At 58.5% G+C, this 20,350-nt stretch carries 17 protein-coding genes; 11 read left to right on the forward strand and 6 right to left on the reverse strand.

Annotation, left to right across the window (positions count from 1 at the left end; all coding sequences use genetic code 11):
- Positions 1–27 precede the first annotated feature (27 nt).
- Entirely contained in the window at positions 28–1,239 is a 1,212-nt protein-coding gene (locus tag GOB85_RS00105; RefSeq protein WP_338421590.1) for a CaiB/BaiF CoA transferase family protein, read from the reverse strand.
- Positions 1,184–2,377 carry an acyl-CoA dehydrogenase gene (locus GOB85_RS00110; protein WP_173575593.1) on the reverse strand — a complete coding sequence of 398 codons (1,194 nt, stop codon included), beginning with the start codon at positions 2,375–2,377 and terminating at the stop codon, positions 1,184–1,186. Before GOB85_RS00110 ends, GOB85_RS00105 begins: the two co-directional genes overlap by 56 nt.
- Before the next feature lie 163 nt (positions 2,378–2,540).
- On the opposite strand from GOB85_RS00110, the gene GOB85_RS00115 reads away from it, so the two are divergent.
- The 11 genes from GOB85_RS00115 (at position 2,541) to GOB85_RS00165 (ending at position 14,973) form a co-directional block, all read left to right on the forward strand.
- Positions 2,541–3,449 (forward strand): LysR substrate-binding domain-containing protein, encoded by a 909-nt coding sequence (locus GOB85_RS00115; protein ID WP_173575594.1) that lies wholly within the window; start codon positions 2,541–2,543, stop codon positions 3,447–3,449.
- Between the two features lie 390 nt (positions 3,450–3,839).
- Complete coding sequence (locus GOB85_RS00120; RefSeq protein ID WP_173575595.1) at positions 3,840–5,399, forward strand: MBOAT family O-acyltransferase; 1,560 nt, start codon at positions 3,840–3,842, stop codon at positions 5,397–5,399.
- A 44-nt stretch (positions 5,400–5,443) separates the two neighbouring features.
- Complete coding sequence (locus tag GOB85_RS00125; RefSeq protein WP_173575596.1) at positions 5,444–7,402, forward strand: HAD-IIIC family phosphatase; 1,959 nt, start codon at positions 5,444–5,446, stop codon at positions 7,400–7,402.
- Positions 7,395–7,637: an acyl carrier protein gene (locus tag GOB85_RS00130; protein WP_173575597.1), complete on the forward strand. Its 243-nt coding sequence runs from the start codon at positions 7,395–7,397 to the stop codon at positions 7,635–7,637. The genes GOB85_RS00125 and GOB85_RS00130 overlap by 8 nt, the downstream gene beginning before the upstream one ends.
- Before the next feature lie 8 nt (positions 7,638–7,645).
- The gene (locus GOB85_RS00135; protein ID WP_173575598.1) at positions 7,646–8,701 is read left to right on the forward strand and encodes a hypothetical protein; all 1,056 of its coding nucleotides are present in this window, start codon (positions 7,646–7,648) and stop codon (positions 8,699–8,701) included.
- A 337-nt stretch (positions 8,702–9,038) separates the two neighbouring features.
- The gene (locus GOB85_RS00140; protein ID WP_173575599.1) at positions 9,039–9,809 is read left to right on the forward strand and encodes an IclR family transcriptional regulator; all 771 of its coding nucleotides are present in this window, start codon (positions 9,039–9,041) and stop codon (positions 9,807–9,809) included.
- Positions 9,799–10,776, forward strand: a complete 978-nt coding sequence (locus GOB85_RS00145) for a 2-dehydro-3-deoxygalactonokinase (RefSeq protein ID WP_173575600.1) — start codon at positions 9,799–9,801, stop codon at positions 10,774–10,776. Before GOB85_RS00140 ends, GOB85_RS00145 begins: the two co-directional genes overlap by 11 nt.
- Positions 10,773–11,390 (forward strand): 2-dehydro-3-deoxy-6-phosphogalactonate aldolase, encoded by a 618-nt coding sequence (locus GOB85_RS00150; protein WP_173575601.1) that lies wholly within the window; start codon positions 10,773–10,775, stop codon positions 11,388–11,390. Before GOB85_RS00145 ends, GOB85_RS00150 begins: the two co-directional genes overlap by 4 nt.
- 77 nt (positions 11,391–11,467) lie before the next feature.
- Positions 11,468–12,616: a galactonate dehydratase gene (dgoD, locus tag GOB85_RS00155; protein ID WP_173575602.1), complete on the forward strand. Its 1,149-nt coding sequence runs from the start codon at positions 11,468–11,470 to the stop codon at positions 12,614–12,616.
- Between the two features lie 103 nt (positions 12,617–12,719).
- A complete protein-coding gene (locus GOB85_RS00160) occupies positions 12,720–13,997 on the forward strand; it encodes an MFS transporter (protein WP_338421591.1) in 1,278 nt (425 codons plus the stop codon).
- 4 nt (positions 13,998–14,001) lie between these two features.
- Positions 14,002–14,973, forward strand: coding sequence for an SMP-30/gluconolactonase/LRE family protein (locus GOB85_RS00165; protein WP_338421593.1), 972 nt, complete (start codon positions 14,002–14,004; stop codon positions 14,971–14,973).
- Positions 14,974–15,323: 350 nt separating this feature from the next.
- Here the strand turns inward: GOB85_RS00165 and GOB85_RS00170 are convergent, their stop codons facing one another.
- The 4 genes from GOB85_RS00170 to aceA all read right to left on the reverse strand — a co-directional run bounded on the left by GOB85_RS00170 (position 15,324) and on the right by aceA (position 20,337).
- Positions 15,324–16,070: an LrgB family protein gene (locus GOB85_RS00170; RefSeq protein WP_173575603.1), complete on the reverse strand. Its 747-nt coding sequence runs from the start codon at positions 16,068–16,070 to the stop codon at positions 15,324–15,326.
- A gap of 2 nt (positions 16,071–16,072) precedes the next feature.
- Entirely contained in the window at positions 16,073–16,516 is a 444-nt protein-coding gene (locus GOB85_RS00175) for a CidA/LrgA family protein (protein WP_173575604.1), read from the reverse strand.
- A gap of 157 nt (positions 16,517–16,673) precedes the next feature.
- Entirely contained in the window at positions 16,674–18,893 is a 2,220-nt protein-coding gene (locus GOB85_RS00180; RefSeq protein WP_173575605.1) for a malate synthase G, read from the reverse strand.
- Between the two features lie 133 nt (positions 18,894–19,026).
- Positions 19,027–20,337 (reverse strand): isocitrate lyase, encoded by a 1,311-nt coding sequence (gene aceA, locus GOB85_RS00185; RefSeq protein WP_173575923.1) that lies wholly within the window; start codon positions 20,335–20,337, stop codon positions 19,027–19,029.
- Positions 20,338–20,350 lie beyond the last annotated feature (13 nt).

A 20,350-nucleotide genomic window follows, 5' to 3' on the forward strand; every position in this document is an offset into this window, starting at 1 on the left:
GAGCCGGGATTGGCTCGGTCAGCTTTGTCAGGATGCGATCATCTGCTCCTCCCGGTCCTGCACAGCCCGTACGGGTGCCGCCGGAGCCGCGCAGCGCAGCGCCATATCAGAGTCTGAAAAGCGGATTGGCGTGCGCACCGTTGGCACCGGAGCACCGTTGCCGCGTTCCAGCCATGTCACCAGTCCGCGGTGGACCACCTGCGGGTCGGACAGGGCCTCGGCCACCGTGTTGATCGGCCCTGCGGGAACACCCTGCGCGGAGAGAGCGGCCAGCAGTTCGTCCCGATGCCAGCGCTGTGTTGCCTCGGCTATGAGCGGGCTGAGTTCAGCCCGCAGCGCGACACGCAGGGAGTTGGTCTCAAAACGGATATCGTAAGGCAGGGAAACAACGTCACAAAACCGACGAAACTGGGCGTCGTTGCCGACGGCCAGCGTGAACCATCCGTCGGCTGTCGGGAACGCTTCGTAGGGCGCGATATTGGGGTGAACGTTGCCGAGCCGCGTGGGTGATGTGCCGGAGACCAGACAGTTCATGGCCTGGTTGGCCAGAGTGCTGACCATGACGTCCAGCAGGGCCATGTCGATCTGTTGTCCGAGACCGGTCCGCTCGCGCTGCGCCAGTGCTGCCTGGATGCCGATCACCGCGTAAAGGCCTGTCATGATATCGGCATAGGCGACGCCGATCTTTTGCGGCGCTCCCGCCGGGTCCCCTGTCAGGTCCATGATGCCACCCATGCCCTGAACAATAAAATCATAGCCGGCACGTGAGGCATAAGGACCGTCCTGGCCAAACCCCGTGATGGAACAATAAACAATCCGGGGATTGATTGCGGACAGACTCGCATAATCGAGACCGTATTTCTTCAGTCCGCCGACTTTGAAATTCTCGATCACCACATCCGCGTCAGCAACCAGTTTCCGAAGTGCCGCCTGGCCTTCGGCTGTGGCGAAATCGATGCAGACGGACGTCTTGCCCCGGTTGGTTGCGTGGAAATAGGCCGCATCATGCGTTCCGTCCGCGTTTTCCACGAAGGGCGGACCCCAGCGACGGGTGTCGTCTCCGGCGGGACTCTCGACCTTGATGACGCTGGCACCAAGATCCGCAAGGATCTGCCCGGCCCACGGACCTGCCAGAATTCTGGCCAGTTCCACGACCTTCAGACCAGCTAGAGGGGCCGCCATCTCAGAAGGCCGCGATGCCGGTAATGGCACGCCCCAGAATGAGGGCGTGAACGTCATGCGTTCCTTCATAAGTGTTGACCGTCTCAAGGTTGATCATATGACGGATGACCTGAAACTCCTCTGAAATGCCGTTGCCGCCGTGCATGTCGCGCGCCATGCGGGCGATATCCAGGGCCTTGCCGCAATTGTTCCGTTTGATGATGGAAATCATGTCCGGCACGAACTGCCTGTCATCCATCAGGCGTCCGACCCGCAGGCTCGCCTGAAGGCCCAGCGAAATCTCCGTCATCATATCGGCAAGTTTCTTCTGGTAGAGCTGGGTGCCGGCCAGGGGTCGCCCGAACTGCTGCCGGTCGAGGCCATATTGCCGCGCGGCATGAAAGCAGTATTCGGCGGCTCCCAGAACACCCCACGAAATGCCGTAACGCGCCCGGTTCAGGCAGCCGAATGGCCCTTTCAGCCCTTCAACATTCGGGAGAAGCGCGTCTTCGCTGACCTCCACTTCGTCCATGTTGATCATGCCGGTGATCGAGGCGCGGAGGCTCAGTTTTCCACCGATCTTCGGTGCGGAAAGCCCCTTTGTCCCCTTATCGAGAACAAAACCCCGGATGGCTCCGCCATGGGCGGCGGATTTCGCCCAGACCACGAAGACATCCGCGATCGGTGAATTAGAAATCCAGGTCTTCGTGCCGCTCAGCCGGTAGCCGCCGTCGATCTTTTCGGCGCGCGTCCGCATTCCTCCGGGATCCGAGCCCGCGTCGGGTTCCGTGAGACCGAAGCAGCCAATCAGTTCGCCGGACGCCAGGCGCGGCAGATAGCGCTGTTTCTGCTCCTCCGAGCCATAGGCGAGGATCGGATACATCACGAGGCTGGACTGCACGGACATCATCGACCGGTAGCCGGAATCCACCCGCTCGACTTCCCGCGCCACCAGTCCGTAGGCAACATACGACGCTTCGGCGCCGCCGTAAGCCTCGGGCACGGTCACGCCCAGCAGTCCCTGCGCGCCCATCTCACGGAAGATCTCCGGATCGGTATGCTCGTCCGCATAGGCCTCGATAACGCGTGGCTGCAACCGGTCCTGAGCGAAGGCGCGCGCGGAATCACGGATCAGCCGTTCATCGGTTGTCAGCTGATCGTCCAGGATAAAGGGGTCGGACCAGTCGAGCCGGCCTGAGTGAGGTGAATGTTCCAAAACCTGCCTCCGGAAATTCTGACCGACCTGCTTGTTTTATTTGTTATGGCCTGTCGGTTTCACGCGGGCACCGGCCCGCAGAACCAGACGCTAGGACCGGGTGAACCATCGCATCAATTCTGCATTTCAGTGCATATGATCTGCTCAGGAGATTAAAAACGCGATGATCGAGAATCGGCACCTCCATGCTTTCGTTGTCCTGGCGGAGGAACTTCATTTCGGCAGAGCGGCGGGCAGGCTGAATATCGCGCAGTCGGCGCTCAGCACGCAGATCATGCGGCTTGAAGACACCCTCGGCACGCCTTTGCTCATGCGCAACCGGCGTTCCCGGCCGGCGCTCACTCCCGCCGGACATCTGTTCCTGGAAGAGGCCAGAGATATCCTTGCCCATATAGGGCGTGCCGCGCGCATCACCCTGCTGACGGGCCGTGGCGAGGGAGGGCCGGTCAGCATCGGCTACGTCTTCTCGGCTGCGATCTGCGGTCTTGTCCCGGTTGTGCTGCGCCATCTGCACGAGCGTTTTCCAATGCTGAACATCACGCCACAGCTCATGGAAACGCCGGATCAGCTGGCGGCGATCGCCGATGCCCGGCTTACTTTCGGCTTCACCCGTCCTCGTCCGGTCTATCCTGACGCTGTTGTCACCCGGCTGGTGCATAGCGAGGGCATCGTCATCGCCATGCCGGTTCACCACCGGCTGGCATCGGTTGCTTCACTCCGGGCGGCCGATCTGGCGGAGGAAACATTCATTGTGCCTCAGTTTCACGACAAGGTTGGTCTGATCGACAATCTCGGCCGCCTTGCGGAAGCCGGCGGATTCCCGTCGCCGCCTGTGCACACCACAAGCGATTTCATCACGGCACTCTGCATGGCCGCAGGTGGCGGCGGCGTTGTGCTGGCACCGGCTTCCCTTCAGAAACTCACTCTTGAAGGCATCGTTTTCAGGGAACTGGATGATTTTCACGATCACCTGGACCTGGTGCTGGTGTCCCGTCGTGATGCGCCGGCTTCCCTCATCACGGCGATTGAGGATTTCGTCCGCACTTTACGGCCCGGTAGTATAAGCACGTAATCTTATTATCCGGGTGATTTTGTGAGCCTGCGCGCGTGCTGGTGCGCCCGACCTCAGATGAGAGTGCTTCAGGGCAGGGATCGTCATTATGCGGAGAAACATGCAGCAGAAACCGGGGTTTCCAGCTCTGCAAACATTTTCTGGAAGAGTCGGTAATTTTCAGAATGAATACAATTCATCGAATGATGATTTTATCGACACCGAGGGGATGGAACGAGCTGATAACCTTCCCGGCACATTTCCAGTATGATGCATTACCCCGAGGCCATATCCGGTAACGAAAATGTTACAGCGGGCGGTCTGTGCATGGTATAATTACTTTTCATCGTCTGAATAAATAACAAAAAGAAAATATTATGTAAGACGAAAATACCTTTCGGGAAGAATGCCATGCTGTTCAATTCTCGGCTGTTTATTCTGTATTTTCTTCCTCTGGTCTATACGGGTTTCGTAATTCTGACACGATGGAAAAGAAACAGAGAAGCAGTAGCGTGGCTTGGCATTGCGTCGATCGTATTTTATAGCTGGTGGAATATTTCAACTCTGCCGATTCTTCTTGTGAGTATTGCAGGGAATTTTCTTTTCGGAACATTGCTGTCAAGATTTCCCTCAAAAGCGCTCTTTATATTTGCTATAGGCGTTAATCTCGCAGCGCTTGCATATTACAAATATACAACCTTCTTTATCGAGGCTTTAAACGACACCGCAGGACTTGATTTATACGTCCCGTCGATCGTTCTGCCTCTGGCAATCTCTTTTTTTACATTCCAGCAAATTGCGTATCTGAGCGATGCTTATGATGGCAGGGCTGTCGAGCATCGGTTTACCGATTATCTTCTCTTTATTTCGTTTTTTCCTCATCTGATAGCCGGGCCGATTACGCACCATCGTGAAATGTTGCCGCAGTTCAGCCGGCTGACAAGCGGAAAAGGTGAACCGGGACGCCTCGCCGTGGGCATGACACTGTTTCTTGCCGGATTAACCAAGAAAGTCATTATCGCGGATCCTGTGGGAACCTACGTTGCTCCCGTTTTCAATTTTTCACAGGAGGGCGGTATTCCGTCCTTCTCCGACGCATGGGCGGGAACGTTAAGTTACGCAATGCAGATTTATTTCGACTTTTCCGGTTATACCGACATGGCAATAGGTCTCGGTCTGCTGTTTGGCATCAGCCTGCCACCGAATTTTGACAGTCCCTTCAAGTCACGGAATATCATCGAATTCTGGTCACGATGGCATATGACGCTGACGCGTTTTCTGACCGCTTATATCTATAATCCCCTCACGCTTCATTTCACGAGGATGCGGATAAAATCAGGTCGCTCCGTGCCGCGAAAAGGGAAGACCACACCGGGAGCCTTCGTTGTCCTGACGTCCATACCGACGATGTTCACGATGTTTGTTTCCGGGTTATGGCATGGTGCCGGCTGGCAATTTATTATTTTCGGGGTACTTCACGGATTTTATCTGACCGTAAATCACGGGTGGCATCTTCTGAAGACAAGGCGCGAAAGCTGGCCCGGCACCGGGAGTCGCCTCATGGCAGTATTCTCGGTGGCGCTGACCTTTCTGTGTGTTCTCACCGGACTCATCTTTTTCCGGGCTGAAAGCGTTTCGTCAGCCTGGCGTATTCTCCTCGGCATGGCAGGGCACTCGCCATTTTATCCGGTATCGGCACTCAAACTTCCTGATATCACGGCAACGCAATGCATTTTTCTTGCTGTTCTGGCGATTATTATATGGAGTTTCCCAAATACCGGTCAGATAATGCGGAATTACCGGACTGCACTGGATCTGACTCCACGTGTGTCCTGGATGATGCGTATTTTTCCATCAGTGACATGGCATCCTACTCTGATTTGGGGCGTTGCAACCGGTATCGTCGCCTCTTTCACGCTGATGCGGGCGTTGTCAGCGGCACCCTCAGAGTTTCTTTATTTCCGATTTTAAATACCGGCACCTGATGTCTCAATAATCTGTTTTAGGAAAATGGTATGCTCCGGATGGATTGGCTGCCGCCTCGTCCTGTCGGTTTTGACAGTTTCGACGAAGCGTTTCATGCAACGCATGACCTGACGAATACGGACGAAATACTGGCTCGTCTTCGTTTGCTGTCCGGATGCCGACGCAATTTTCTTCAGACGGGGAAAGCAGACCGGCTGTTAGAAAAAGTTGCACAGAAGACGGACGGCCATCTCGCCAGCGATCTTCGCACGGTCCGGATAGCTATTCTTGCATCGCATACGGTCGAGCACCTCGTGCCCTCAGTCAGAATTGCCGCGCTGGCAAGAAGTCTCGACGCGCGCATCCACGTTGCGCCTTATGGTCAGTATCGACAGGCCGTTTACGGTCCGCATGCGGATCTCCTTGCCTTCTCGCCACAATTCATTCTGTTCGCGCTCGATATGCGGGATGCTCCGCTGGATCTTCCTCTTTCGGCATCACTGGCTGACGTGGATGAGGCCGTGCTCCGTCGCACGGACGAATTGCGTGCGTTATGGCGTCACGCGATGGCCACTTTCGGCGCCACGATCATTCAGCAGACGTTCCTGAATGTCGATCCGCCGGTTTTCGGGGCCTTCGAGCAACTGGTTCCCGCATCGCGTGCTTCAGTGCTTCTGCGCCTTCATCTGAGCCTGGCACAGGCTGCCAGGGAAGAAGGCGTTCTCCTTCTTGATATGGATGAATGCACAACTCTGGCGGGAGGATTGCCAGAGTTGCACGACGCCATACGATGGCATCAGGCAAAACAGTTTGTGTCGCCGCATGCCGCCATAATCTGGGGCGATGTCCTTGCACGCATCATCGCGGCGGCATGCGGATTGTCCCGTAAATGTCTGATTGTCGATCTCGACAATACCCTCTGGGGAGGCACCGCCGGCGATGACGGCCCGGAATATCTCAGACTTGGCCCCGGAACGCCGGATGGAGAAGCGTTCTACGTTTTTCAGGAGCATATTTCCCGCCTGATGCAGCGTGGAATTGCAGTGGCCGTCTGTAGTAAAAATGACATCAATATCGCGGAAGCGGCCTTTAACCAGCCTTCCATGAAGATTCAGCGCCGCGACATCGCGGTATTCGTCGCAAACTGGAACAATAAAGCTGACAATATTCGCGAGATTTCCCGCACCCTGAGTCTTGGTCTCGATGCTTTTGTTTTTGCAGATGACAACCCGGCAGAACGGGAAATCGTCCGGCGTGAACTTCCGCAGGTCGCTGTGCCCGAACTCAGTGACGATCCGTCCGATTATCCCCGGCTCATATCGGCTTCAGGCTGGTTCGAGGCTGCGTCGTTCACCCGGGACGATGCCATACGCGTTCAGAACTACAGCGCTGACGTTTCCCGCAGTGCTGCCCGGGAAAACGCTTCCGATCTGGATTCGTATCTGCAGGATCTCAACATGGTGATGTCAGCCCGGCGGCTGGCGGATTCCGATTTCTCGCGTGTTCTTCAGCTTCTGAACAAGACAAACCAGTTCAATCTCACGGGACGACGCTATACCGGGCCTGAACTCCGCGCGCTCCTTTCCTGTCCTTCAGCGCAGATCTGGACGTTCCGCCTGGCAGACAGGTTCGGCGATAACGGCCTCGTCAGCGTCGTTATTCTCGTCCCGAACGAGATATCGCCATCCGTATCCGGGCAGGACCAGAAGCTTCTCCACATTGAAAACTGGATCATGAGTTGCCGTGTCCTCGGACGCGGGCTCGAACATGCGGCACTTGCTGTTCTGATTCAGGCTATGAAACAGAACAATATTTCAGATGTTACGGCTGATTACCGACAGACATCCAGGAACAGCATGGTTTCCGGGCATTATGCCAGCCTGGGTTTTTCCCGCACAGACGGCACTGAAGACGGTACGGATACGTCCTGGGCTCTCTGCACTCATGACCCGATACACGACGCCACTCAAAAAGCGTGTATGAACATAAGGATTGTCACAGATGAATGATATCTATCAGAAACTTCAGGACGTTTTCCGTGATGTCTTTGATGATCCGGACATTGTCCTGACACCTGAAACAACGGCGTCCGATATCCAGGGCTGGGACAGCCAGGCTCATATCAGCCTTATCGTCGCAGCAGAAGAAAAATTCGGTATCCGTTTCCGAACAGCTGAACTTGAAAGCCTGCATAACGTTTCTGATTTTGCTGATCTTATCCGGAAAAAATCGACCGCAGGATAATGTCCTCCATGAAGATATTTCCGACTTCCGAGCACGGTGATCCGGGTTCAGCTGCGCCCGAAAGCGTTGGTACTTCTGCGGCACTCCGATATTTTATCGGTATTATGGCAGGCGGCTGCCTTGTTCCTCTTCTTTATGTCTTTTTTCTTCTGCATCTCAACAAAACCGGGAACCTTCCGCCACCAGCATTATCCAACAATATCTGTGTTGATGAAAAACTCAAATTCCTTCGGGATAACAGGGATACTCTCTCTCCCACACTCCTGATTACCGGATCATCCGTTGCATGGCGCGGCGTGAACGGCGCTCTCCTTAAAAACATGCTGCCAGAAGAACGTCCTCTTAACGTTGGTCTGTGCGGCCAGAAAGCCACTCAGACCGCTAACACCACAGAATGGCTCGTCGGGCATTACAAACATGTCAGAACCATTATCATGCTGGCTGTACCGCAGGATTTCACACAGTGTCGTGGTCAGCCTTCCCGGCTGTTCTCCCCTGCGGACGCTGATGACTATGTTTTCGGAGGGAAAAAGGACAGCCTTCCGATCGGAACCTATTTCAGATTTTTTGATCCTGTCTCGTTGCAGCATAATGCCCGCCGCGTTGCCGACCAGCGCAGTGACCGTATCCCGCTCGATCCTCTCGTCATGACCCCCACGGGAGACGGACCGCTCACAACCAGCATCAGCCGGCCAGATCTCGGCGTTTACGCGCTGCCGCCTTATGACCCCACATGTCTTTCCGCTTTAAAGACAATGATGGAGTCTGCTGACACGCAGAATCAGCGATTTCTGGTTGTCCTGCTTCCCGTAAAGCACGAGTGGCAGGCGAGATATGATCCTGACAATCTGCGGCGGGTTCAGCTCCGTCATGAAATAGAACGCGTCATGACCGGAACTCATGCAAAATTTGCGGACATTAACGATAATATTGAACTTCCCGAAGTGGCTTTCACAGACGCTGTTCATGTACGCTGGGCCTATGTTTCCATTGTGACGTCTGCAATCGGGCAGTATTTACAGCCGCCTCGTATAGCGCAATCTGCGACCATTCTTCGAAACTGACATTTATTTCAGGCATCTCTCTGTGCGTCGGGACAGCGACCTGGTGAATGATGGATTTTAGCTGTTAATACGAGATCACGTTATTTCGCCTTACAGTCCGACCTCGCCTGTCCACTTGCACCCGATCACAAATGCGACACCCACAGACAGCATTTTTCGGTGTCGGGCTCCCTGTTTCAGTCATAATCGCGACAAAATGGCGTCCGGACGGGACGCGGCATCTGGTGGTGTGCCTCAGCCAGAAAACCCGATATATGGGTTCTGAAACTATATATTGAATTCATTTTTGCGCTGCTTTACCGGGTTGAGGAGTGGCACAAACCGGAAAACAACAAAAATGAACAAGGTAAGTCAGATCTGGCCGGAAGGCACGCAGACACTTGGCCGCGGACTGACGCTGATGGTGGCGGTCGGGAGCGGGCATGCCACGATACCGGCGCTGATGGGGCATCTCGGTTTCAGCCGAAGCACCACGCAGCGTCTGGCCTCCGCTCTCGTGCAGACCGGCTGGCTCGTTCAGCACAACGACCATTCCTACGCGCTGGGTCCGTGCCTCATGAAGCTGGCGTCGGGTCTGGAAGAAAGTCCGTTGCGGGTACTGGCAAAGCCCATTCTTCGTGAACTGGGCGACCGGACGCGCGATACGGTCCATCTGGGTGAACGCGCCGATGACGAAGTGCTCTACCTGGACAAGGTTTATGGCCAGCGCGGTCTGGAAATGCGCTCGCGGGTCGGGCTGCGTCTGCCGCTTGCGCTGACCGGCATCGGACGGGCGCTGATTCTGGATGATACACCGGATGAATGGGAACGGCTTTATCATGTCGCCGGAGGAAAACCGTCGAAATTCTTAGCCTGGCTCACGCGCATGCACGGTTATCAGAAGACGCGCGTTGTCTTCGACCTTGAAGACAACGAGCCAGGAATTCACTGCGTCGCGTCACCTGTCACCGACAGCAGTGGTCGTATTGTCGCGGCGCTAAGCGTCGCCAGCGCGACACCCTACCTGCCGAAACGGCGAATGGAGGAGATGGCGCCCATGATCCGCGCGGCCGCCGAAACGCTGTCCCGGGAACTGGGATGGGCAGGAGATCATTCCTATGCCGCCTGATGCAACCGCGCCGCCTGTGCTGGTGGGGCTCGACTGGGGAACATCATCACTCCGGGCCTGGCTGTTTGACGCAAACGGATATGTGCTGGAGGAAAAGGCGCTTCATCACGGCATTCTTCATCTGCCGGAAGGCGGTTTTGAGACTGTTCTTGCAGAGATCTGCACGTCCTGGCCCGGTCTGCCTCTGATCGCGTGCGGAATGGTGGGCAGCGCAAATGGCTTGCGAAATGTCGCTTATCTGTCGTGTCCTGGCTCGGTCAGCAAACTGGCGGAAGGGCTGGAAGTCCATCCGACAAAATACGGCCCGATCCGGATCGTTCCGGGATTTATGGAACGCGGCGCGATGCCCGACGTCATGCGTGGCGAGGAGACCCAGATCGCGGGCGTTCTGGCGCTGCGCCCCGCACTGGCACAAAATGCGACGATTGTGCTTCCGGGCACCCACTCGAAATGGGCAGTCGTGCGTGACGGCTGGCTGGAGCGGTTCAGGACGTTCATGACCGGCGAGCTTTATGCCGTGCTGTCGCAACACAGCATTCTCGGTCGCCTCTCATCATCAGAAACGCCGGATCCGGCCCTTCGCGCCGATGCGTTCCGTCGGGGCGTGATCTCGGCCCGGACGGAAACGCCGCTCTCCGGCCGGCTGTTTTCCACGCGCGCTCTGGTTCTCACGGGTGATCTGACTGCGGGATGCGCGCCGGATTATCTGTCCGGCCTGCTGATCGGCGATGAAATTCAGGCCGGGATGCGTCCGGAAAGCGAGCCGGACATGGCCAGGGTGCCGGTGATCGCCGGAGAGGACGCGCTCTGTGCGCGATATCGGGATGCGTTCTGCCATCTTGGTTATCCGGAGCCAGAGCTGATCGGCAACACGGCGCCAGCCGGTCTGTTTCTCATTGCACGAAAAGCGAGGCTCCTGACGCCGGAGCCATCGGATGGTTCTTTTGAAGAAGGACAGGTTGCATGACTGTTTTTTCAGACGCCGTGGCGCGTTGCCCGCTGATTGCCATTCTGCGCGGCGTCAGACCCGATGAGGTCGTCGCGATCGGGCATGTTCTGGCTGATGCGGGCTTCTCGATGATCGAAGTGCCGATGAATTCGCCAGAGCCTGTGAAAAGTATCTCTCTGCTTCAGGAGGCGTTGGGGGAGCAGGTGCTGGTCGGTGCCGGAACAGTCACGTCGGTGGAGATGGTTTCGGATGTGGCGCGGGCAGGCGGACGGCTGATCGTGATGCCGCATGCGGATACGACGGTCATCAGCAGGGCTGTGCAGGAAGGCATGATCTGCACACCCGGAGTCTGCACGCCGACGGAAGGATTTGCCGCGCTGAAAGCCGGCGCGACGGCATTGAAAATGTTTCCGGCGGAGCAGCTTGGTCCGAAGGTGCTCTCGGCATGGAAAAGCGTTTTTCCAAAGAGGACGCCATTTATCCCGGTGGGCGGCATCACGCCTGACACGATGGGAGACTACCTCGCGGCGGGCGCTGCCGGGTTTGGCCTGGGATCGGCGCTGTACAAGGCCGGGCGGACGGCGGAAGAGGTTGCCGTGGCGGCGCGGGCCTTTATGCGGGCGCTCCCGTAAGCATTCGGCAAACGTGACGCCTCGCGACCGGGCCACGTCCCGATCTGTTCTTTCATGATAAAGAGAAAAAGAAAACAATGAAGATTGTATCGCTCAAAACCTATGTTGTTCCGCCGCGCTGGCTGTTTCTGAAGATCGAAACGGATGAGGGCGTCAGCGGCTGGGGTGAGCCCGTCGTGGAGGGGCGCGCTGAGTCCGTGGCGGCGATGGTGGCCGAACTGGCCGATTATCTGATCGGGAAAGATCCTTTGCTGATCGAGGACCACTGGAATGTGATGTATCGCGGCGGGTTCTATCGTGGCGGCGCGATCCATATGAGCGCGATCGCGGGCATCGATCAGGCACTGTGGGACATTAAGGGGCGGGCGCTCGGCGTGCCGGTCTGGCAGCTTCTGGGAGGAAAATGCCGTGACCGGATCAGGGTCTATTCCTGGATCGGCGGAGACCGCCCGGCCGATACGGCAAAAGCCGCCATCGCCGCGAAGGAACGGGGCTTTACGGCCGTAAAGATGAACGCCACCGAGGAACTGCAATTTGTGGACAGCCATGAGAAAGTGGATGCGGCGATTGCCCGTGTGGCCGCGATCCGTGAGGCGGTTGGTCCGCATTTTGGAATAGGCGTGGATTTTCACGGTCGCGTTCATCGCCCGATGGCAAAAGTGCTGGCACGGGAACTTCAGCCTTACGACCTCATGTTCATCGAAGAGCCGATCCTGAGCGAAAACCTCGACGCATTGCCGGAGATCGCGGCGCAGACCTCGATCCCGATCGCCCTGGGCGAACGTCTGTTCTCACGCTGGGATTTCAAGGAGGTTTTCAAACAGGGCTGCGTGGATATCATCCAGCCGGACCCCTCTCACTCCGGCGGGATCACCGAGACGCGAAAAATCGCGGCGATGGCGGAAGCGTATGACGTCGCGCTGGCGCTGCATTGCCCGCTCGGGCCGATCGCTCTGGCAGCCAATCTGCAACTGGACGCTGTTTGCTACAACGCGTTCATCCAGGAACAGAGCCTCGGCATCCATTATAACCAGACCAGCGATCTTCTCGATTATCTCTCCGATCCCGGCGTGTTTTCCTATGTGGACGGATTTGTCGCGATACCGGACGGGCCGGGGCTCGGGATCGAGGTCAATGAAGACTACGTGCAGGAAAAGGCGCGTGAGGGGCATCGCTGGCGCAATCCGGTCTGGCGCCATGCGGACGGCTCTGTCGCGGAGTGGTGAGCCACACCTCCATCAGGCAGTCATCAGGCAGTCGAGAATAATTCCGACGCCCTGAAATCAGAAAACAGACTGTGCAGCCTGCCTGCACGAGGGAGAAGAAGACGTGGCAGAACAATGCACCCTCTCCCTGCGCGGCGAAACACCGCAGCAGGACCATGACAACACAACGGCCTTCGCCGCGCTGAGACCATACTGGCGCGTCACCATCGCCGCTTTTCTCGGCTGGTTCATGGATGCCTTCGATCAGGTGGCGCTGTTGCTGTGCCTGCCCGATATCGGTCATTCGCTGGGTGCCGGACTGACGGCAATGGGATTTGTCATCACGGCCCAGAGCATCGGGCGCGTGGTGGGGAACACGACCTGGGGGTGGCTGTCGGACAGCTACGGCCGGAAAATCACGTTCATGCTCGGGGTCATGTGGTTCGCGGCATTTTCCGGGCTGACGGCGGTCACCTGGACGTATGTCGGGATGATCGCGGTGCAGTTTCTGTTCGGAATCGGCTTCGGTGGCGAATGGACGGCCTCCGCCGCGCTGCTGATGGAGAGCGTGCCACGCCGTTCACGCTCGCTGGCGTCGGCGATCATGATGTCGGGGTATGAGTGCGGATTTCTCGCGGCAGCGGCGATTCAGCCCTTTGTGCTGCCTCACTGGGGCTGGCGCGGGATGTTCGTGATCGGCGTGCTTCCGGCGGTGCTGGCCGTGTTTATTCGCCGGGGCGTGCCTGAAAGCCCTGTGTGGCTGAAGACGCGCTCAGAAGCGCGGAAGGCCTCGCAGAGCGTGCCCCGGCCACGGCTGACGCTGAATGGCGCGGCTGTACAGGCGTTCGTGTTCATGGCGGTGCTTCAGTTTCAGAACGCTGCGATGTACAGCTTCTATCCGACAGTATTGCGGGAAGTGCAGAAGCTTTCCCCTGGGGCGATTTTTCCGCTGATCGCAGCCTATTGCGCCGGGTCACTGGCAGGGAAGCCTCTTTGCGGACTGCTTGCGGCACGGATTGGCGAGCGCCCGGTATTTATCGGATATTTTCTCATCACCGTTCTCGATATCTGGCCTTTTGTCGCGGGAAAGGGCGCGGACATCCTCATCCCCGCAGCACTTGTCATGGGGTTGTTCGGAAACGCGATCTTTGCTCTCGTGCCCCACTACCTGGCGCAGCGTTTTCCCTCATCGTCACGATCGCTGGGAATGGGGTGCAGTTATGCACTCGCCGCTCTGGGGCAGGGGATCGCGGGATTTCTCGTGCCCTGGCTGGGCGGCTCGTTCGGGCTGCCTCTGGCCATCAGCAGTTCCGTGATCCTTGGCACGATCGCCAGCGCGGTCGTTGTCTTTTACCGCCCGTCCTTCCTGCCGGGCGCGCATATGGAAGGTGAGGAGGCCTGACACCGTGATTCCGTCTTTTGCAACGGGTCTGAGCGATGCGGCAGCGCCGGATTTTCTGCCACGCGACCGGTTCGCGCCAACCTGTTTCGATCCGGCGTTTTCAGGTGTGATACCGGATCTGGCCGACACGGAACGGCTTGTGACCGGGACCGCCTGGGCTGAAGGGCCGGTCTGGTTTGGTGACGGACGTTATCTGCTGTGGAGCGATATTCCCAACAACCGGATCTTACGCTGGTCGGAGGAGACGCGGCGGTCATCCGTGTTTCGCTCTCCCTCTCATCACGCGAACGGAAACACGCGGGACCGGGAAGGGCGGCTGATCACATGCGAGCATGAGACGCGCCGGGTCACCCGGACGGAGTATGACGGACGCATCACTGTTCTGGCGGACCGGTTTGAAGGAAAGCGCCTGAACTCGCCAAACGACGTTGTCGTGGGGCCGGACGGCTCCGTCTGGTTCAGCGATCCGGATTATGGCCTGAACAGCCATTATGAGGGCGGTGGCGGCGAGGCAGAATGTCCGGTCGCCCTGTATCGCATTGATCCCGGCGGTGGCGTGCATCTGATGGATGACGGGTTCATCAACCCGAACGGGCTGTGCTTCTCACCGGACCGGCGAACGCTCTATGTGATCGATACCGGCGCGCAGCCCAATATCATCCGGGCTTGTGCACTGAACAGCGGGCATGACCGGATCACGAGCCACAGGGTGCTGATTACGGCGCCACCGGGCGAGGCCGGAGATGGATTTCGATGTGACGCAGCGGGCAATCTCTGGTGCGGCTGGGGCGGCCCGGCCGGACAGAATGGCGTGAAGATTTTCGGGTCTGATGGGGCGCTGCGGGCTTTTATTCCGTTGCCGGAGAGATGCGCCAATCTGTGTTTCGGCGGTGTGCGACGAAACAGGCTGTTCATGGCGGCCTCGCACGGATTGTATGCGCTGCATGTGAACGCTCAGGGGGATGTGACGGTCTGACCGGCTTATCACAGAGGTGACCCGGGCTCTGCCCGGACCCGGCAGGGACCGCAGGCCCCTGCACCCCGATTTGTTGATCATTAAGGTCTGCGACCTTTGGCGGGTTGCAGGCTAAAGCCCTGCCAGTCCTGCACCTCCCGGTCTCACACATGTCAAAGGTCTCAAACCTCTGGAAACCTGCTTATTTATCAACAGATCGGGGTGAAGGGGTCCGCGACCCCTTCCGGGTCCGGGCAGAGCCCGATTTTCTGCTGACCCTTTGAAAAATCAACACGTAACGCGAACAGAGCCTGTGCCGAGTACCAGGGCAGAGCCAGCTTCCACAGGTCAAAGGCCAGACCCTCCCGGTATTACCCCGGTAAAAAATGCAGAATTACCGGAACAAGGATCGCCGTGACCAGCCCGTTCAGCCCGATCCCCAGCGCCGCGAACGCAGCACCCACAGGGTCCCGCTGCGCGACCTGCGCCGCCGCGATGCCGCTCCCCGCGATCCCGGCCGCCAAACCGTGCGCGCGCCAGTCCGTAATCCCCAGCCGCCGGAGCGTTGTTTCACCGATCATCGCGGCAATAATCCCGCCCAGAATAGCAAAAGCCGCCGTCAATGCCGGACTGCCGCCAATCTGGCTGGTGATGGCGATGGCAATCGGCGTGGTCACGGCCTTGGGGGCCATGGACAGGGCAACCTCATGACTGCCGCCAAACAGAAGCACAAGTGCGATACCGCTGACAACCGACGTGACGGAGCCCGCGAGCAGAGCCAGGGTCATGGTCGGCAGACTCTTCGTCACCAGCCGGATCGAGTCCGCCAGCGGTATCGCCAGCGCGACAGTGGCAGGCCCCAGAAGGAAGTTGATAATGTGGACGCTCTGAAAATAGGTCGCATAAGGCGTTTCTGTCACGAAAAGCGCTGCGGCAATCAGAATGATTGAAAACAGAACCGGATTGGCCCAGGGTGCACGGCCCAGCCTGATCTGCAGGCGCATGCCCAGTCCGAAAACAGCCAGTGTGGCACAGAGCCAGAACAGCGATTCAGTGCCGGGTGTGCCAAGGGTGTGGACGTAGAAACTGTGGATGGAGCCGGATGCCTGATCTGTCATGGTCACAGCACCTGCCCGCCAGTATCAGGCAGTTTCTCAGGCGCGGCCCCGCCGGTCGTGGCCCGGTGCATGACGAGCGCCGTCACCATCAACCCGAGAATGGTGGACCCGAACAGCGCCACCGCGATCGGCAGGGCATTAGCGGAGAGAACGGGCAGCTCCGTGATAATCCCTACGCCCGCTGGCACAAACAGAAGCCCCAGGCAGGCGATGAGCGTACGGGAGAGTGCTGCGAGAGCAGGGGATGCGGCGGACGTTCCAGGTTCGCTGTCCGGCGAGAGGGGGCTGTGGGCCTCTCTGCGGGACGCCCGGCTTTTACGCCAGATCAGCAGCGCAGCCAGCAGGAACATGCCGATTACGGGGCCTGGCACGGGCAGGTTCAGCGCGGCCTGAGCGGCAGTGCCAATGAGCTGAAAGACGAGCAGGGTAAAAAAGGCTTCCGGCATGATTCAGTTTCGCTGGATTTGAAGGAGCAGCCCCATCTGGCGCTGAGGCAGGGCAGCGGGCAACGCACTATCACGCGACTGATGGCCATGGTGCCCCGGCTATAGCGTTCCGGCCGGCATGCGGAGCCGGCCGGAACACATCGCAGGTCGATAAAACTCAGACTGCCGCAAGCTCCGGTTCAAAATGCGAAACGTCCTCGATGTTGTGACGGATTTTCGCTTCCCGACGACGCTTGTGGAGAATGCTCTCCGTATAGCCATTGGGCTGAAGAGCGCCACCGAACACAAGATCATGCGCGGCAAGAAATGCCGGGCCATCCTGATGCGTGGAAAGCGCGACATAACCCGGCTCGTCCTGGTTCTGTTCGTCCACCAGGCGGGCCATGCGGGCAAGCGCCATTTCCACCTGCGTCGCGGTGACGATGCCATGCATGAGCCAGTTGGCCACATGCTGAGAAGAAATGCGCAGCGTGGCGCGGTCCTCCATCAGGCCGACATTGTTCAGGTCAGGCACTTTCGAGCAGCCGACGCCCACATCCACCCAGCGCGCCACATAGCCGAGGATGCTCTGCAGATTAGTGTCCAGTTCGTGAGCGATTTCCTCATCAGACCAGTTTTCATCGCTCGCAAGAGGCATGATCAGCAACTCGTCCAGTGACGCAGGAGCGCGATGGCTGAGATCATGCTGAACGCTGCCGACATTGATCTCATGATAGTGCAGGGCGTGCAGTGTCGCAGCGGTGGGTGAAGGAACCCAGGCCGTGCTCGCGCCGGCGCGGAGCTGTGCGCCTTTCTGCTCAATCATGTCCGCCATCCGGTCCGGCATCGCCCACATGCCTTTCCCGATCTGACCATGACCGTGCGGCCCGATTTTCAGACCACATTCGAGACCGATCGCGACATTACGCTGCTCGTAAGCCCTGATCCACGGCGTAGTCTTCATGTCGCCTTTGCGGATCACCGGGCCTGCTTTCATGCAGGTGTGGATTTCATCGCCGGTGCGATCCAGGAAGCCGGTGTTGATGAAGAAAGCACGTTCCCGTGCCGCGTTGATACAGGCGGCCAGGTTGACGCTCGTGCGGCGTTCCTCATCCATGAGGCCCATTTTGATCGTGTTGCGCTCAAGCGAGAGCATGTCCTCAATACGGGCGAAAATCGCATCGGACAACGCGACCTCTTTCGAGCCGTGCATTTTCGGACGGACGATATAGATCGAGCCGGTACGGCTGTTTTTCACGTCGCTGTCGCCACGCAGGTCATGCAGCGCCGTCACGGACAGGATCGCGGCATCGAGAACGCCTTCGGGAATATCGCGCCCGTCCTCGTCCAGCACCGCGTCCGTGAACATATGGTGCCCGACAGTGCGCACCAGCAGCAGACTGCGACCATGCAGGGTCACGCTGCCCCCGTCCGGCGCCGTGTAGCGGCGATCCTTCGCAAGCTGACGCGTCATGACGCTTCCGTTGCGGGGAATCGCGGCGGTGAGGGTGCCGCGCATCAGGCCAAGCCAGTTGCGATAGACAAGGATCTTGTCCGCCACATCCACGGCGGCGACACTGTCCTCGCAATCCATGATGGTGCTCAGCGCCGATTCCATCAGAACGTCTGTTATTCCGGCCGGGTCAGTCCGGCCAACGACCGATTCACGATCAAAACGCAGTTCAACATGCAGGCCGCGATTGCCCAGCAGCACCGTGCGGGGCTCTCTCGGGGCTCCCTGGAAGCCCGCGAACTGTGTCGGATGACGCAGACCGGTGGTGCGCCCGCACTCAAGCTTCACATGCAGTTCGCCGTGGTGAACGTAATACTGCGTCGCCTCGGCATGACTGCCAAGCAGAAGCGGCACGGTCTCATCCAGAAACAGCCGGACCCGGCGCACGACCGTCCTGCCACGCATGGCGTTGTAGTGCTTTCCGGGCGCGAACGGAGCGGCCTGCGGGATCGCGTCCGTGCCATACAGTGCGTCATAGAGGCTGCCCCAGCGGGCATTTGCGGCATTCAGCGCATAGCGGGCGTTGTTGACCGGCACGACAAGCTGCGGGCCGGCGATGCGGGCAATTTCCGCGTCCACATCGGGTGTGGACACACTGAACGCGGGCGGCGCATCCTCGATGTATCCGATATCACGCAGAAAGCGGGTCTGTGTTTCCGCATCGGGATTTCCATTTTCGAGCAGGAAACCGTCAATCGCGGATTGCAGGCGGTTCCGCTGTTCGAGCGCGTGACAGATCTTTGGTTTGAACTCTTCGACCAGCACCGAAAGGCCGGTCCAGAAGGTCTGCGGAGAAACGCCGGTTCCTGGCAGGATCTCACTGTTGACGAAATGATGGAGTGTATGATCGACGCTGATTTTCTCAATCTGGATACGCGATGTCATGTCGTGTCTCCTGGGTCGCGACGCCGCCGGGGCGTTCCGTGAAAGAGTGTTCGCGCTGTCTCCGGAAAAACTGTCCGGCCTGCTGGAAAGCAGGCCGGATTCCGGATGCGCAGGAAGAGGAAGAAACGAAACGTCAGGCTGGCGTTTTGTTTTTACCGAATGCGATGTCTTCGCCGTGGAACTGGTCGTGCTCCGTCGAGCCGTGCATGGCCGTGGTCGAGGACTGTCCGCCGCTGGCGATCGTGGCGACGGCATCGAACCAGCCGGTGCCGACTTCCCGCTGATGACGGGTTGCGGTGTAGCCATCGACTTCCGCGCCAAATTCCTCCTGCTGAAGCTCGGAATAGGCCGCCATCCCACGTTCCGCGTAGCCGTGAGCCAGTTTGAACATGGAGTAGTTCAGCGCGTGGAAGCCCGCGAGCGTCACGAACTGGAACTTGTAGCCAAGAGCGCCGAGTTCTTTCTGATAGTTCGCGATTTCCGTCTCCGACAGTTTCTTCTTCCAGTTAAAGGAGGGCGAGCAGTTATAGGCGAGTATCTTGCCGGGAAACTCCTTGTGGATGGCTTCCGCGAACTGCGTTGCCTCCGCCAGGTTTGGCTCTGAGGTCTCCCACCACAGAAGATCGGCATAAGGCGCATAAGCCAGCGAACGCGCGATGGCATATTCGACGCCCATACCTTCCTTAATGCGGAAGAAGCCCTCGGATGTCCGCTCTCCGGACAGGAACGGACGATCGCGCTCGTCAACATCCGCCGTGAGCAACTGGGCCGAATGCGCGTCCGTGCGACAGACGAGGATCGTCGGCACGCCCTCGACGTCCGCTGCAAGCCGCGCCGCATTCAGCGAACGGATATGCTGGGAAATCGGGATCAGCACCTTGCCACCGAGATGGCCGCATTTTTTCTCGGAGGCGAGCTGGTCCTCAAAGTGCACGCCGGCGGCGCCCGCCGCGATCATGGCCCGCATCAGTTCGAACACGTTGAGCGAACCACCGAACCCGGCTTCCGCATCCGCCACGATCGGCGCCATCCAGTACTGATTGCGGTCCCCTTCAAGGGTCGCGATCTCGTCACAGCGACGCAGCGCATTGTTGATCCGGCGCACGACATTCGGCACTGAGTTCGCGGGATAAAGCGACTGGTCAGGATACATCTCGCCCGCAAGGTTCGCATCCGCCGCGACCTGCCAGCCGGAAAGATAGATCGCCTTGAGGCCGGCCTTGACCTGTTGCATCGCCTGGTTGCCGGTCAGTGCGCCGAGGGAGTTGATGTAAGGCTCCTCATGCAAAAGCTTCCACAGACGCTCGGAACCCATCCGTGCAATAGTGTGTTCAATCGGGAACGAACCGGCGAGGCGGGCCACATCGCGCGCTGTATAGTCGCGATGGATGCCGGCGAAGCGGTTCTGATCGTTCATGCGATCTTCGATGGCCTGGACAGACATGGTGAGGTCTCCC

It is taken from the genome of Acetobacter fallax (assembly GCF_011516735.1).
GTDB classification, from domain to species: Bacteria; Pseudomonadota; Alphaproteobacteria; order Acetobacterales; family Acetobacteraceae; genus Acetobacter; species Acetobacter fallax.